The organism is Spirosoma fluviale, assembly GCF_900230225.1.
Lineage (GTDB): Bacteria > Bacteroidota > Bacteroidia > Cytophagales > Spirosomataceae > Spirosoma > Spirosoma fluviale.
In genome coordinates this window covers 1,242,925-1,259,196 of sequence record NZ_OCNH01000002.1, presented here as the reverse complement: position 1 = coordinate 1,259,196, position 16,272 = coordinate 1,242,925, and the positions used below count along the sequence as shown (strand labels likewise).

Below are 16,272 nucleotides of genomic sequence, written 5' to 3'. Positions count from 1 at the left end.
GGGGTAGTCTAACGTTTGGCCTGTCGATAATCGAATGAAGCTCGTCAATTCCATGCAAAAACTCATTTACTGTATAGTTTCGCTGCTAATCAGCGTCTCTGCATATGCCCATTTAGGTACGTTAGTCGGCACCGTCTATGACCAGTCTACTAACTTACCTCTTCGGGGTGTCACCGTCCAACTAACGGGATCGGGTAAGGCCATGTTAACCAACGAATTGGGCCAGTATCGCTTTGATGGGCTGGTAGCGTCACCTTATAAGGTCGAGCTATCCCATGTAGGCTATAAAAGCCAGGTTATTAACGCTTCGATCATTGACGACCAGATTACCACGGTTAAAACGCTATTAGCCACGTCATCAGTTGACTTGAGCGAAGTGGTCGTATCCTCTCAGCGGCCCCATGATCAGCAGTTGATCAGTAGTTTAGATATTAAGTTACGACCTATTGTCAATTCACAGGAAATCCTGAGGTTGGTTCCGGGGTTGTTTATTGGGCAGCATGCTGGAGGGGGAAAAGCGGAGCAGATTTTCCTGCGGGGGTTCGACCTGGACCATGGTACAGACATTCGCCTGACCGTGGATGGTATGCCCGTTAACATGGTCTCGCATGCCCACGGACAGGGATATGCCGATCTACACTTTGTAATTCCTGAGCTAGTCGAAGGAGTGGACTTTAAAAAAGGCCCTTACACTACGGACAAAGGTAATCTAGCCACAGCGGGTTGGGTAGATTTTCGAACGCGTACGGGGTTGGATCGTTCTTTTGCCAAACTGGAAATAGGTCAATTTAATACGTATCGGGCGGTAGCCGGACTGGATTTATTAGGGCAAAAAGGACGGGCCAAAAACCAATCGGCTTATCTGGCATCTGAATATTCTTACTCGAATTCCTATTTCGATAATCCCCAGCATTTTAAGCGATTAAACGTTGTCGGCAAATATCACGGCCATGTTTCCGACCATACGAACCTAACGCTAACAGGCTCTACTTTCTGGAGTAAGTGGAATCACTCCGGCCAGATTCCTGACCGTGCCATTGAATCGGGGGTAACGGATTGGTTCGGCTCTATCGACCCCACCGAAGGCGGAGAAACCAGCCGGACTAATTTTAACGCGCAACTGGTAACGGTGACTCCACGAAACCATATCATTAAGAATCAGTTCTTTTACGCCAACTACAATTTTGAACTGTATTCCAATTTCACTTTTTTCTTAAAAGACAGCATCAATGGTGATCAGATTCGGCAAAAAGAGCATCGGAATCTGTTTGGTTACAATGGTAGTTACGCTACTCAGGCTAATCTAGGACAAACCAGTTGGACCACGACCTTGGGTGCCCAATACCGGCAGGATATCACGCATGGTACCGAACTGTCACACACCAGAAATCGGGTTGAAATCTTGAATCAGATTCAACTGGGGAACGTCAACGAAATCAATGCGGCTCTTTACGCGGATGAATTGGTTCAGATTTCTAGTCGGTTTACGGTGAATGCGGGAGTACGAGTTGATTATTTTCGTAGCCAGTACGAAGATTTGTTAGCCGTGTCGAGCGCGACCCCGGCCGGTACGATAAAGCGCGCGACGCAAGCGGTTGTCTCGCCCAAACTGAATTTCTATTACACGTTTAATCCTCAATTCCAGCTTTATCTGAATACCGGCAAAGGATTCCATTCCAATGATGCCCGTGTTGTTACGGCCCAAAACGGGCCGCTCCGGCGTACCGGTGAGATTTTGCCGGGTGGCTACGGCTCTGATTTAGGCATTATCATTAAACCATTCCCTAAACTACTTTTCAACGCGGCTGCCTGGTATTTGTGGCTAGCTCAAGAGTTTGTCTATGTAGGTGACGAAGGTGTAGTAGAGCCCAGTGGCCGATCTCGTCGAGCGGGTATTGATCTGTCTGTTCGCTATCAACTCACTAAAACCCTCTATGCGGATATTGATTTGAACACCGCTAACCCTCGTTCTCTGGATGCCGAAGCGGGTCAAAACCGCCTTCCTCTAGCCCCTGTGTTTACCTCAACAGGCGGCCTATCATTACAAACACCCTATGGGTTGAGCGGTTCGCTACGCTACCGGTATATGGCCAACCGACCAGCGAATGAGGACAATACGATTGTCGCCAAGGGGTACTTTGTAACCGATATGCAAGTGAATTATGCCCGGCATGGAGGTGCAAAGAGAAATTATACAGTAGGACTGTCGGTGCAGAATCTACTGAATACCCGCTGGAAAGAAACCCAGTTTGCTACCGAAAGCCGCCTAAAAGGGGAAGCGGCTCCGGTCGAGGAGATTCATTTTACTCCCGGAACACCTTTTTTTGCTCGGCTTAGCCTAACCTACTTTTGGTAAAATCTCATCTCGCAAAATGCCCGATTATCTGAGATAATACATGAACACTCTATCGTCTCAGGTGGGAGCATTTGTTAAGACTGTGTTTTTCCGATCTATCAGACTTAGTTAGTCGCCTAAGTCAAAGCGCCCACCTGGTATTCCAGATGGGCGCTTTGGCATTGAATGTATGGAGAACAATGGCTTACTGCTTCAGGATCTTCACCGTTTGGCTGTGGCTCGGCGTGCTCACCCGCAGAAGAAGTAAACCAGCCCCCTGACTGCCGATGCGCATCGTCTGGTGCTCCAGTGAGCCCGGCTGCTCAATCTGTTGAGTCTGCACTGCTCGCCCGCTTCCATCAAGAAGCTCATAGCGTAGGGACTTCCCCTGGGCTCCGCTAACTTCAACCACCACCTCGCTGCCCAGCACCGGGTTGCCCAGCACGCGCACCTGCCAGGGGGTCTCCACAGGACCCTCCACTCGCCCGGCGGCCAGTCGGGCCGCCCCCGGATTGGTCACCAGGAAGGAGACGCGCTTGGGCGTACCGGCCGTTTCGGTGCCACCCGCTCCCGAGTAGGGCGTGGCCACCAACGTGTAAGAGCCCAGCTCAGGCGTCCAGTTGGCATAATTGCCCTGATTATCGGTGAACAAGGCATAAGGTGCCACCGTTTCCACATGCCGACGGGTCTGCCGACCGCTCAGCTCAAAGACCACCGAGCCAACCACGGCGGGCTCGGTAACGGCCTGAATGTTCAGATTACGGGTGGGCAGACTGGAGAGGTCCAGCTCCTGCCCATCGGTCAGTTCCCGGATGGGTTGATCGGTATCGGCGTTGATGAGCCATAATTGGGTCAGCCGTTGTGAGGTACTCGCCTGGTCGATCACGGTAAAGTTCACCGTCAGGGCCGTACCAGCGGTGCCGGTGCCGCCTGCTGCCGAGTAAGGAGTAGCCGTCAGGGAATAGCTACCCAGAGCAGGTGTCCAGACATTATAATTACCAGCGTTGTCTCCAAAGAGGGCATAAGGGGCCACCCCTTCGACGACTTGGTAACTCTGCTGACCACTCAGGCTGAAGGCGACCGAACCAACCGTGGCGGGCTCGGTAATAGCCTGGATGTTGAGATTACGAGTGGGCAGCGTCGAGAGGTTGAGTTGTGTACCGGCGGTTAACTCCTGAATGGGCTGGTCCGTATCAGCATTGATGAGCCATAATTGGGTCAGCCGCTGTGAGGTACTCGCCTGGTCGATCACGGTAAAATTCACCGTCAGGGCCGTACCAGCCGTGCCGGTGCCGCCTGCTTGTGAGTAAGGAGTAGCCGTCAGGGAATAGCTACCCAGAGCAGGTGTCCAGGCATTATAATTACCAGCGTTGTCCCCAAACAGGGCATAGGGAGCTGCGGTCTCGGTCTGCGTTTGGTTTTGCGGCCCGCTCAAAACGGAGACCACCGAGCCCACCGTGGCAGGATTCGTGTTGGCCCGGATGTTCAGGTTGCGCGTGGGCAACGTGGCCAGGTTAAGTTGCTCCCCAGGGGTCAGCACCTTAATCTCCTGCTCGGTGTCGGCGTTCATCAGACTGAAACTTACCACCGACTGCGGGTTGTCCGTCGCCGGATTGACCGTCAGCGTCAGCTCGTCCGAAACCTGACCACCCCGACCGTCGCTGGCCGTTACCCGGATGGCTAGTGAGGTGGCGCTGGGCGGGGTACCGCTGAAGGTCCGGCTGCCCCCGTTGAACTGGAGCCATGAGGGTAGTGCCCCCCCACCCGACAAACTCGCCGAGTAGCTCAAGCCGTCACCGTCCGGATCGCTGAAGGCAGTTGCGGGAAAGGTGTAGTTGAAACCCGTACCCACCTGAGCCGTCTGATCGGCTAGCGGGCTGGCAACCACCGGCGGACGGTTGGCAACCGGCGTGGTGCCCGAACAGGTCGTTTCCCCCGTCGACAGCGACTGAGCCGTTGAGGCACTTACCGACGAATGGTAGAGCACCATGCGATCGATCAGGTGATTCGCCGACCGGGCCGATAGCTGTAGCTTGTATACGCCCGGTGTGTTGAACTCGACGATCACCGAGTGCGGGTCGTTGTCGCTGACGAAGCTGTTCCAGGCCCAGTCCTGAATACCCGCGTTGAAGTACACTTTGAACCAGCCGTCGGCCCCTGCCCCGTTCGGGTTGGGCGTCTTACCGCTGCCGTAGGGGTACACTTTGCGGGTGCCTTGTTCCCCGTAGAAGTTACTGGCGTCGGGGAAGCGCAGCCAGGTGTCGTTATGATCGGTGAGCACCGTGCCTCTACCCACCTGGTTACGCCACTGGAAGGTATACTTGCCAGCCATATTGATCTTGATGGTGGTTTCGATGAGGCCGATGCCGGGTTGGGAAAAGTTTTCGGCGTTGCCCCAGTCGATATAGCCGCTACCGGTGTAGCGGGGGGCGGTCGTTTTTTTCTGCCAGCCTGAGGGCAGGTTGAGGTTTTCGGCTTCAATGACGACCAGGCCATTCCTCTCTTCATACGGAGCCGGGCAGTCTGCCAGTTGCGAACTGCTTAGCAGGGCCGATGAGCTGGCACTGAAAATAGCCGTTTGGGCCGTAACGGTTAACCAGGCACCAAACAGGGTAAAAAGAATTGAATAAATAAAGCGATGAGTCATACGCACTATGCTAATAAAAGTGAATAAAATAGAGTTTTAAGCGCCAACAAGCAACCGACTTATTGGCTCGCCAATAAGCCTATAATGAATATAGACTTACTTTTAATGCAAGCTATAAAAAAAATGATTACGAAGCCCTTCGACGGCGCTGTGTCGAACTCAGTGAAGCAGGCTGAAAACAGTTGGCTATTGCTCAGGCATTTGGCCGCTTCGGCCTTACGCCATACAAGAAGCTACTACTAGTCAGCAGGTCATCATACTGATCGATACGACTCTTCAACCGATTCCGGTGACGAAAAAATTTGGAGTTTCGATCACCGTTAATGGAACAGTTTTTAAACAATTTTATGACGTAATACCAGCGTTCTTCGAGATACCCACTTTTTTAATTTCAGTCTGATTCACTGAGTCGCCAATGCTAAAGCGCCCACCTGCAATTGCAGGTGGGCGCTTTAGCATTGAATGTATGGAGAACAATGGCTTACTGCTTCAGGATTTTCACCGTTTGGCTGTGGGTCGGCGTGCTTACCCGCAGAAAAAGTAAACCAGCCCCCTGACTGCCGAGGTTCAACGTCTGGTGCTCCAACCAGCCTGCCTGCTTAATGGGATGGGTCTGCACCGACCGACCACTTCCATCAAGAAGCTCATAGCGTAGGGACTCTCCCTGGGCTCCGCGGACTTCAACCACCACCTCGTTGCCGGTTACCGGGTTGCCCAGCACCCGAACCTGCCAGCCTTCCGTCAGAGGCTTCCCAATTCCATCGGACGCCAGGCGAGCAGCTCCTGAGTTAATCACCGTGAAGTGTACCGTCAGGGATGTGCCCGTCGCCCCCGTACCACCAAACCCGCTGTAGGGTGTTGCTGTCAGGCTGTAGCTGCCCAACTCCGGTGTCCAGCCGGCATAATCTCCACCGTTATCGGTGAATAAAGCGAAGGGAGCTACGTTTTCCACCTGCTGGTAGCTTTGGCGGCCACTCAGCGAAAACACCACCGAGCCCAGGTCTGCCGGTTCGGTCAGGGCCCGGATGTTGAGCTGCCGAGTCGGTAACTTGGACAGGTCCAGTTCCTGGCCATCGGTCAACTCCCGGATGGGCTGATCGGTTTCGGCATTGATGAGCCAAAACTGGCTCAGTTGCTGACCACTGGGCGGATCCAACACCGTAAAGGACACCGTTAAGGGCGTTCCGATGGCACCTGTACCCCCCGGGCCCGCATAAGGAGTGGCCGTTAGGCTGTAACTCCCCGCGGCTGGGGTCCAGGCTTGATAATCGCCCTGGTTGTCGCTAAACAGGGCGTACGGCGCTACCGTCTCCGTGTTTTGATTGGTCTGCTGACCACTCAGAGAAAACACCACCGAGCCCGTCGTGGCCGGTTCGGTCACCGCCTGGATGTTGATATGACGTGTGGGCAGACTGGTTAGATTCAGTACGGCACCCGGGGTGAGTTCACCGATTGGCTGATCGGTATCGGCATTGATGAGCCGGTACTGCGTCACCCGCAAAGCGGTGGGACAGGCGCTGGCCTGCTGGTATTCATAGGCACCCAGATCCAGTTTGCCCCCGGTAGGGAAAATCCGGGCATTGCCCGCCAGATCGGTAGCCGGGCCGTTTAGACTCGTGTACAACGCCGTCGATCCGGCGTTGATGGCCGGCGAACAGGCGTCCAGTTGCAGGCTCTCCTCACTGGCGAAGGGCGAACTGGTGATGAACCGGTTATCCGTTCCTGAAGTCAGCACGGCACCCGCTTCCAACAGGCCATTGGTCGAGCTGCAAAAGCCTAGCCCCCCACTGGTCACCCCCGGGGGCCGAACATAATCGTCATTTACCAGGGCATTGCTGCCTCCATTATTCCAGACAATGCAGTTGAGCAGGTCAACCTGGCTTATGACCAGTACGGCCCGGACAAACAACGGTACAGCCGTATTGTATACGGCTCCTCCCCTGGGTGCGGCATTACCGCTCAGGGTACAGTTAAGCAAGGTGATCAGGGCGGTGAAGGAGTTGGTGCCCCGGGACGTGGTGTAGAAAGCGCCCCCCCGGTCGGTAGCGGTATTGGCCCTGAAACTACAATTTATGTACCGGGGGGCGATGGATCCGCCACCTGAACTAAATTCGAAGGAGACGGCCGTGTACACCGCTCCCCCGGCCTGGGCCGTGTTGTTGAGAAAACGGCAGTTGGTAGCCAGACTGCTCAGCCCACTGCTGTTATCGGCATACTGATACCAGGCGCCCCCCAGCTCGGCCGAATTGTTGATGAAGTCGGTGTTGATCAGCTTGAGTCGGCTGGAACCGTTCTGGAGATCATTGAACAAAGCCCCGCCACTACCACTCGTCTTGTTGTTCACCAGCAGGCAGTTCTCCAGGGTGGGACTGCTATCGCCCCCGTAGGCATCATTGTAGACGCCCCCTCCGCCAATATGGGAACTGAGTTGGGAGGGATTGCGGTAGGGTTGGCTCCAGGCGTTACCGCCCGTAATGACCACGCCGTCCAGGCGGGTCTGCTCGGAAGCGTGGGAAAAGACAACGACGTGCTCGCTGTTGCCACCGTCCAGTTGGTTATTGTTATCAATATCGCCCGACAGGGTGGTGCTGCTGGGTTGGTCGGCGATGGCGAAGTTGACGCGCTGATCCGGGGCGGGCCCGCTACCCTGGTAGCCGCCGTAGACCTGAACACCCGAGGGAATCAGGAAGGATAGGGCCCGCAGCCCGGCTTGGGCGGGCTTGTAGAGACCAGCCCCCAGGCGAAACACCGCGCCCGGGGTCGCACTGGCCAGACGGGCTTGCAGGGCCGTACCGGGCAGGGCATTGGCCCAGTCGGTGCCGGTCTGCTGGCCGGCGCCTGCGGGGGTTACATAACTTGTTTGGGCCCAGCCCGTGAGTAGACTGAGGCCGCAGCAGGCTAAAAAAGCCAGAAGTTGACTCAGGCCAGAGTGGACCGAGCCAGAGCGGAGGGTAAAGAAGAGTGGCATACGAAAAAGGGGTAGATAGATTGGATGATCGTTAGCTGGTGCAGCGGTTACCGACTCGGGCAGAGCCGAAACAGGGGGAAACAGAGCGCATCGCAGGCGGGGCTACGGAGCAGCCGCTGGCCTCGATTGAAGGGGGGCGCCTGGTCGAAGCAGGCGGGGGTAATAAAGGGTTGATTTTTTGATTGTCGGGACTAATTGGGCTAAGGGGTGGTGTAGACAGATTGAGTAATTATCACCCAAAGAGCTTACTGCCAATGTTTTACTGGCAATACAATAATTATTCTATAGATATAATAGATATATATAACTAATCATCACCAGGATAGAGGAAGCGTATGTCATGAATGGTCATTTTACCGCACTATCCCATTCAGTTCCTACTATGTTAACCATGGTGAGTTGATCATCCGTATTGCCGCCGGAAAGGAAAGCCAGGCCTTATCCGGTGTCGAACAACTCTATAAGCAGTATAATCCGGGTTTGCCACTTGACTACAAATTCCTGGAGAATAGTTCTCAAAGCCAGTTAGTAGCCTACGGGCTCCGCACTTTTTCAAAATAATTTCACTCCAATAGATTGTCCTCTAATAAGTTGGATCTCACTTCAAATAGGCAGATGAAATCTTATTCCTACTTATACTGTATATTCAATCGATAAAATATAATTACTTCATATTCACCCTTTCCTCTATTCATTAAATCGACCACACAGCGGCCCCTCGTTTAGCTAAAGTCCTGGTTGTAACTATGTAACATGTAACCATTATGCCTTTTAGATACCCTTCCGCAACAATCATTCGCAGCTATCACTTTCGAGATCGTGAATATACATTTCCGGTGGAGTCTACGGTAGGACCGGAAGAAGGAGCCGGCCAACTGCTTATCGATGTCTCACCGGGTTATTTATTGGTTACTTCAGCTGAAACCACGCCTAAGTCAAGCCAAACGCTCCACTATGTTCTACAGTCTGACGGCAGCTATCTAGCTCGGGCAACGCTTACGCTGGTGGCTACAGGATCCGGGCTCATCAATGGTCGCGTTACACTACGCGACCCAACTAATGAAGTTCTCATTCTGAACGTGGCGATTGAAACCCAACTCTTTACGAGTCACTCAGCGATAACTTTCCCTCAAACCGAACCGCAGGAGTCTGGTTCTATTAATTTGACGATTATCCAGCAAGGGGCACACACACCGATTGTTCTCTCAATTGACAATCCCCAACAGTTTTCACTGGCTACGGCTGGTAAAAATCCTCACCACACAGCTAACCTAACACTTATACCCGCTTTCGAAGGGAGCACTATCTGCGTTCGTTATACACCTGGCCGTGCTGGTCAACATACGGCCCGCTTGTTGATCCAAACGCCCTACACGACTCGGACGCTGCCTTTACGAGGCCAGGCGAGTGGCTGGTTAGGCTGGGTGGGCTTGTCTGAATGGCCTGGCAGACGGATACTAAATGACTCATCCGTTGGTCAATCGTCAAGCAGAGTTAGTCAAAAGCTAGGGCTGTTACTATTGTTTACACTGGCTGGATTAGCCGGTATAGCTTACCTCTATTGGAACCCGTTGGGAGCCAGTCGGCAGCCTCTACCAAGCGCAGTGGATTCAGAGATTGCTTCATCTGCTTCCCGCACGGTCAGTGATAGCGTATCTGCTTCCCGTGTTCCTCCCGGGGGGCACCTTCACACCCCGACTGAGCGGAACAGAACGCAGCAGCAGGCCGACCAGCGTACGGATTTGACCAGACGGCCAACACCTCAAGACAGTGAACAGAAATCGGTTACCGAGATGAGGAAAGGGAGTGGTCACGATCTGGCTAAAGTTTCTCATTCAGTCCGGAAGAGAAAGCCACGTGTCTTTCGGTTAGCCCCGGACAGCATTACTAACCAGAACGAGGAAAGCGATCTTGAGAAAGAACTAAACCAAAAAAAGAACAGATAGCTGGGCTTTATACGGGATAAAGCAGATAGGATAATGCTAAGGCCACCGTATAAAACGGCAAAGTGACCCATGATCGAGTTCGGTAAATTAATTGAATCAGACCCTATAACCATCAGGAGTGGTTTGCGAATGGCGGTAGGTGCCGTAGCTTTGTCTGCATTACGAACACTACATTATGCTTCCCTATTTTGGTCGGCTTTTCATCCTGTTAATGGGACTGATCGTGCCCATTAAGAGCTTAGCCCAATCGCTGCCTGTCACATCCACCGATTCATTAATCCGCATCGACGGAGACCTCTCGGAAGGGGTCTGGCAACGGGCTGGTATCGCCACTGATTTCACCCAGAATTTCCCCAACGATACCCTGCCGGCTTATAACCGCACGGAAGTCCGGATGAGCTACGATACCCATTTTCTTTATCTGGCCGTGGTCTGTTACGATAAAAACCGGGATAAACCCTTTGTTGTCACTTCGCTCAAGCGGGATTTCATATGGGATACCAACGACAACTTTTCGGCCTACATCGACCCCTTTGGTGACCGCCTTAATGGCTTTACCTTTCAGTTGACCCCTTTGGGCGTGGAACGAGAAGGGCAGATCTATAATGGCGAACAGGTGGCCCCCGAATGGGACAACAAATGGCGCTCAGCCGTCAAAGTGTTTGCCGACCGGTGGCAGGGCGAAATGATGATTCCCCTCAAAAGCATTCGCTACCGTAGCGGGGCGCGGTACATGCTGGCCAACTTTGTGCGAAATGATGTCAAAAATAACCAGCGATCGGCCTGGAGACGGGTACCCGTTGCCCAATCGCCTTCGTCGCTGGCTTTTGCCGATACCATCCGTTTCGCCACACCGCTTCCAGCTCCGGGTCCTAACCTATCCATTATTCCCTACCTCAGTGGCCGTTTCATCGATGCCCGTAATGAGGGAGGGAAACAGACGTTAACTAATGGTATTGGCTTCGACGCTAAAATCGGCATTACGCCTTCCCTGAACCTGGATCTAACCGTAAACCCTGATTTCTCGCAGGTGGAAGCGGATCAACAAGTAACAAATCTGAGTCGATTCGAGCTTTTTTATCCCGAACGGAGACAGTTCTTTATCGAGAACCAGGACTTGTTTGCCAACTTCGGCTCGTCGCGATCACAGCCTTTTTTCAGTCGGCGGATTGGCATCGGACGCGACACCAGCACGGGCGTTATCGTTCAGAACCCGCTTTCTTACGGCGTCAGGCTCAGCGGAAAAGTAGGCAAAAGCTGGCGCGTTGGGTTGCTTAACACCCAAACGGCGTCACAATCCGACAAAGGCATTTCGGGCGAAAATTATACGGTAGGTGTCGTACAACGTCAAGTGTTGGGCCGATCGAACTTAGCCGCGATCTTAGTGAACCGACAGAGCGTGAGCCAGCCATCGGACAGTAGCCGATTTACGCGGATTGGCGGACTGGACTACAACCTCCAGACGGCCAACAATAAGTGGACAGGCAAGCTCTTTTATCACCAGGCCATTAAGCCCTATAAACTCACCGATGCCCGTACCTACGGGGCCAATCTGGGTTACACCAGTCGGAATTTTTCGGCCATTGGCTCCTATGAATATATCGGAACGAACTATCTGGTGAATGACATCGGCTACGTACCCCGCCTGGGCTACTGGCGCTATGAAGGGGAAACCACAACGACGTTTTATGTTCCGGGAACCCGCATGGTCATTTCGCACGGCACCTACCTAAGTAGTAATCTAATCCAAAATGCGGATGGCCGGATTACGGACCGGGAAGCAAACTATGGCTATTCGGTCCAGTTCAGAAACACCTCCGATGCCTATGTTGGGTATTTTACCGGGTATACCTACCTGTTTTTCCCCTACGATCCCACCAACTCCAACGGCCTCGAACTAGGCGAAAACACCAGCTACCGGGTCAGGGGGTTTTTCGGTCACTATGGCTCTGACCAGCGCAAGCGGCTGAACGCTCAGATTGACGGGAACACGGGTCGCTATTTTAATGGCACCAACACCAACCTGGTGGCTACGACGCAGTACCGGTTTCAGCCTTACGGTACCTTGAGCTTATCGGCAGAATACAATGACATCCGATTACCGGAGCCTTACAAATCTGTACGTTACCTACTGCTGGGACCCCGTGCCGAGCTGACCTTCAGTCGGAAGCTGTTTTTGACCACCTTTATGCAGTTCAACAACCAGACGAACAACGTCAACCTGAATGCCCGGCTGCAATGGCGTTACGCACCCGTTTCCGACCTGTTTATTGTGTATCAGGAGAATTACCTCCCTGGCTCCCTGGCCAGCAAAAACCGGGCTTTCGTCGTTAAGCTGTCCTACTGGCTGAATGTGTAGGGTGTGCCTCTTGCTTGATAAGCTGGTTCGACTCCTTTACCTACTTCGAAGACATGCCGTTAGTCTGCACTCGAAAAACGTGGGGGCTGCCACTAATTTTCTCTCCAGTTTACGGCCTGGTGTTTTACCGGAAAACGTAGGTAGCACCACCCAAGTAGCAACCGGGTGATTAATTTGGCACAGGAGCTTCCTTAAAAGGACCACTCAGGTTGGTATACCAAAGCCATTCGATTCCCTGACTAGCCGGGGACTCAACCCATTGAATAACCGTTCCTGCACAGGAACTATAAAGTACTCGGGCTTTTCCAAGTGGTCCCTTCAGAACACCTGAAATTACTCATCTCAAAGTAGGTCTCATTCATAGGGGTTTACTGGATGGGCTGCACTGTTTATGCAGACATCTTAACGCTAAAGACCCACTAACGACAACCATCAGGTAGATTAAAAATACATTAATATCTTCATATAATCGATGGCTATTCAGCGTTAACGTTTTTGACAATGATCCATCCGGAATATGCGCCTACTTCTACTTGTTTTCCTTTCTTGTTATCTCTCCTATCGAAACGTACAGGCGCAACATCCGGCAAACCGATTAACCATTAGTGGCTACGTTCGGGAAGTGGGCAGTCAGGAAGCCTTGACCGGCGTAAATGTTTACCTGCCCGGTACCGCCATCGGTACCACCACCAATACCTACGGCTTTTATTCCTTGACACTCCCCCCCAGCGAACACCTGCAGCTCGCCTTTTCCTTTGTTGGTTACCAAACCAATTTGCAAGTCGTGGCGCTTCAGCAAAACAAAACCCTGACGGTGTTTCTCCAACCCGGACAAGCTTTATCGGAGGTTCAGGTAAAGGCAGCTACCAGCCAGGACCCGGTTAGCGAAACGGTCCAGATGAGCCGCATTGATGTGCCCATTGCTCAAATCAAAAAGATTCCTGCCTTCTTAGGAGAAAAAGACGTCCTGAAGGTGCTGCAACTGATGCCGGGGATTCAAAAAGGGTCAGAAGGCCAAACGGGCCTTTATGTGCGGGGCGGAGGACCGGACCAAAATTTAATTATTCTTGACGAAGCCACCGTCTACAATGCCAACCACCTGTTTGGCTTCTTTTCCGTCTTTAACGGGGATGCTTTGAAAAGCGTCGAATTGACCAAAGGCGGCTTCCCGGCCCGGTATGGGGGGCGGCTTTCATCGGTGATCGACTTAACGATGAAAGATGGCAACAAAGATAAACTCCACGGGGAGGGCGGAATTGGACTAATTGCCAGTCGGCTCACGCTCGAAGGGCCGCTGACCAGCAATAAGAAGGGCTCCTTTCTGCTGTCCGGTCGGCGGACCTATCTGGACGTGATTGCCGCTCCGCTCATCAACGCGGCCAGTAATGGACAGACGAAAGCGGGTTACTATTTTTACGATTTCAACGCCAAAGCCAATTACGAGCTTAGTCCCAAAGACAAGCTCTACCTGAGTGGCTATTTCGGGCGGGATCGGTTTTACGCCCGGGATGGCCAGGAGCAGACCGACGTGGGCATTGGCTGGGGCAATGCCACGGGTACGCTCCGCTGGAACCACGTGGTGAATCAAAAGCTCTTCTCGAATTTATCCTTGATCTACAGTAATTACCAGTTTACCATTTCATCCGATACGCGCAGTTCGGATACGGCCACGACGTCTCTTCGTTACACTTCGGGCATTCGGGATGTGTCGGCCAAGCTGGATTTTGACTACTTTCTCTCTACTAAACATACCCTACGTTTCGGTACGCAAGCCATTTTCCACCGCTTTACGCCCAGTGCGTTAGTGGTACAAAATGCCTCGGCCAATGAGTACAGACGGGATGTGGAGGCTATTTACGCCCTGGAGTCGGGTCTTTACGCGGAAGATACCTGGCGACCAGGCGAACGCTGGCGGATCAACGGGGGGGTACGACTGAGCCTGTTTTCGCAAGGGTCCAGCCAGTATGTCCGCCCCGAGCCTCGCCTGTCGGCCGCCTATCAACTCCGTCCGGGTCTATCGGTAAAAGCCTCCTACGCCACCATGAATCAATACATCCATTTACTCAGTAACACGGGGATTGGTCTGCCTACGGATTTATGGGTACCTACTACGGATCGGGTAGCCCCTCAGCAGTCGCGTCAAGTAGCCGTCGGAGTAGCCAAAGATCTACCGGATAATTTCGCGCTGGGGTCTGGCTTTGCCCTAACCGTAGAAGGATACTACAAAAACATGCAAAACATAATCAACTATAAAGAAGGGGCTAGTTTTTTGCTTATCGATGATCCCACCTCGGCCGAACGGGTGCGTTGGGAAGACAATGTGACGGCGGGCAAAGGCTGGAGTTACGGAGCCGAGGTACTTTTCCAGCGTAAAACGGGACGATTGTCCGGCTGGGCCGGTTATACCCTTTCCTGGACCCAATGGCAATTCGCGGACCTCAACGGCGGACGGCCCTTCTTCCCCCGCTATGATCGACGCCACGATATTTCCCTGGTGGGCATATACGAGTTGAGTAAACGAATCACCCTGTCGGGAACGTGGGTATATGGGACAGGCAATGCCCTGACCCTGCCAGTTGCCAACTATCGCGGTTATCGCCATTTGCCCGGACTTCGCTCCATATATGGACAGAATAATATCCCCGCCCTGGTGGCTCCCCTCTTTGATTACGGCCCGCTCACCAGTGATTATAGCCAACAAAAGAACAGTTTCCGGGCGGAGGCCTACCACCGGTTTGATGTGGGCATTCAATTTCATAAGCGAAAGAAGCATCACGAGCGGACCTGGGAGTTCAGCCTTTACAATGCGTACAACCGTCGGAATCCGTTCTTCTATCAACTGGAATCGGTAGGTGGTGGCAACCAGCCTAGCCGGACTGGCCTGTTCCGTTATTCGGTATTTCCTGTAGTGCCGGCCTTCAGCTATAATTTCAAATTTTGATGATGAACCCTGCATACCTGTTGTTCGGATTACCCCTTCTACTGCTGATGGGTTGTGGCAGCCTACGTCAAGAAGTTGATCCCAAAGGGGTGGTAGGCGAAGGGGAACAAGTCGTGGTCACCTGCTTTATATCTCCTCAGGATACGGTCCTGGCGGCCCGGGTCAGCCGCAGCTTACCCATTTTAGGCCTAGGCAATCAAAACGACCTAGACATCCCCAATGCGACCGTTACCTTATCCGACGGAAGCCAATCGGTGATCCTGCGCCTGCAACGCAGAGCTGATCCCTATAATTACGGAACGATGTCCATTCTGTACCGGGCTCTGGCCAGTGAGTTGGCCATTGTGGCGGGTAAACGCTATACGCTGACCGTGCAGGTACCCGACGGACGGCAAATCAGGGCCAGCTGCACCGTTCCTGAGCCCGTACAGCTGGATCAGGTCGAATTGGATTCATCGACCATCAACGAGTATGGTCTGATCCGTAAAGATTATTATGCGCGGCTGCACTGGCAAGACCCCGCTCGGCAGACCAACTACTACCGGGTGGCGGGGAATAACGCGTATACATACAACTTTCGGTTCCAGCCAGGCCCTAACACGCCAGTCCGGGATTCAACGGGGCTACTATGGGGTGATTGGACCTTTAGTTCAGCTGCCATGCTGACTGATGTGGGCCGCGACGGCCAGGCAATGCGTTCAGGACGGGGCCGTCTGGCTATTAATTACTTATGGATCAATGGGCAACAGCAATCCAGCTTAGCCCGGGGGCCTCTATATGCGTACCTGCTCAACGTGGATGAGAATTATTATCGCTATCATGAAGCCATAGACCGTCAGCGTTCAGTCGGCGACAACCCTTTCGCTGAACCAGTGCTGGTTCCAACAACTGTTCAGGGGGGGCTTGGCTGCTTTGGGGCGTATAACCGTTCAACCCTGGCCCTACAAGTCAATTAAAAAGTTGATCTTATACTTACAATTGACGGTATTGCTATAATCTGAACGGTTACGGTCGGAATGTCCCGGCGGGGAACCGCGCATCACCGCTGTTGCGGTTGCAACCGTATGCTACAAACT

General features: G+C 53.0%; 8 protein-coding genes. 6 read left to right on the top strand and 2 right to left on the bottom strand.

Going from position 1 to position 16,272, the window contains the following annotated elements; translation table 11 throughout:
* Positions 1–52: 52 nt before the first annotated feature.
* The gene (locus tag CRO74_RS15680) at positions 53–2,356 is read left to right on the top strand and encodes a TonB-dependent receptor (RefSeq protein WP_097127128.1); all 2,304 of its coding nucleotides are present in this window, start codon (positions 53–55) and stop codon (positions 2,354–2,356) included.
* A gap of 184 nt (positions 2,357–2,540) precedes the next feature.
* On the opposite strand, the gene CRO74_RS15675 is transcribed toward CRO74_RS15680, so the two are convergent.
* Positions 2,541–4,982, bottom strand: coding sequence for a putative Ig domain-containing protein (locus tag CRO74_RS15675; RefSeq protein ID WP_097126959.1), 2,442 nt, complete (start codon positions 4,980–4,982; stop codon positions 2,541–2,543).
* 481 nt (positions 4,983–5,463) lie between these two features.
* A complete protein-coding gene (locus CRO74_RS15670) occupies positions 5,464–7,950 on the bottom strand; it encodes a T9SS type A sorting domain-containing protein (protein ID WP_097126958.1) in 2,487 nt (828 codons plus the stop codon).
* A 399-nt stretch (positions 7,951–8,349) separates the two neighbouring features.
* Here CRO74_RS15670 and CRO74_RS31820 point away from each other — a divergent pair, with 399 nt between their 5' ends.
* The 5 genes from CRO74_RS31820 (at position 8,350) to CRO74_RS15650 (ending at position 16,152) form a co-directional block, all read left to right on the top strand.
* On the top strand, positions 8,350–8,511 hold the full coding sequence (locus tag CRO74_RS31820) for a hypothetical protein (protein ID WP_218840220.1): 162 nt from the start codon (positions 8,350–8,352) through the stop codon (positions 8,509–8,511).
* A 203-nt stretch (positions 8,512–8,714) separates the two neighbouring features.
* Complete coding sequence (locus tag CRO74_RS15665) at positions 8,715–9,896, top strand: hypothetical protein (RefSeq protein WP_097126957.1); 1,182 nt, start codon at positions 8,715–8,717, stop codon at positions 9,894–9,896.
* Between the two features lie 175 nt (positions 9,897–10,071).
* Positions 10,072–12,255, top strand: a complete 2,184-nt coding sequence (locus CRO74_RS15660) for a DUF5916 domain-containing protein (protein ID WP_245877863.1) — start codon at positions 10,072–10,074, stop codon at positions 12,253–12,255.
* Between the two features lie 517 nt (positions 12,256–12,772).
* On the top strand, positions 12,773–15,196 hold the full coding sequence (locus CRO74_RS15655) for a TonB-dependent receptor (RefSeq protein ID WP_097126956.1): 2,424 nt from the start codon (positions 12,773–12,775) through the stop codon (positions 15,194–15,196).
* Positions 15,196–16,152, top strand: coding sequence for a DUF4249 domain-containing protein (locus tag CRO74_RS15650; protein ID WP_097126955.1), 957 nt, complete (start codon positions 15,196–15,198; stop codon positions 16,150–16,152). The genes CRO74_RS15655 and CRO74_RS15650 overlap by 1 nt, the downstream gene beginning before the upstream one ends.
* Positions 16,153–16,272 lie beyond the last annotated feature (120 nt).

What these genes read in the sequence shown, in the direction of transcription:
- CRO74_RS15680 (WP_097127128.1), top strand. Translation starts at nt 53, where the DNA reads ATGCAAAAACTCATTTACTGTATAGTTTCGCTGCTAATCAGCGTCTCT.
- CRO74_RS15675 (WP_097126959.1), bottom strand. Translation starts at nt 4,982, where the DNA reads ATGACTCATCGCTTTATTTATTCAATTCTTTTTACCCTGTTTGGTGCC.
- CRO74_RS15670 (WP_097126958.1), bottom strand. Translation starts at nt 7,950, where the DNA reads ATGCCACTCTTCTTTACCCTCCGCTCTGGCTCGGTCCACTCTGGCCTG.
- CRO74_RS15665 (WP_097126957.1), top strand. Translation starts at nt 8,715, where the DNA reads ATGCCTTTTAGATACCCTTCCGCAACAATCATTCGCAGCTATCACTTT.
- CRO74_RS15660 (WP_245877863.1), top strand. Translation starts at nt 10,072, where the DNA reads ATGCTTCCCTATTTTGGTCGGCTTTTCATCCTGTTAATGGGACTGATC.
- CRO74_RS15655 (WP_097126956.1), top strand. Translation starts at nt 12,773, where the DNA reads ATGCGCCTACTTCTACTTGTTTTCCTTTCTTGTTATCTCTCCTATCGA.
- CRO74_RS15650 (WP_097126955.1), top strand. Translation starts at nt 15,196, where the DNA reads ATGATGAACCCTGCATACCTGTTGTTCGGATTACCCCTTCTACTGCTG.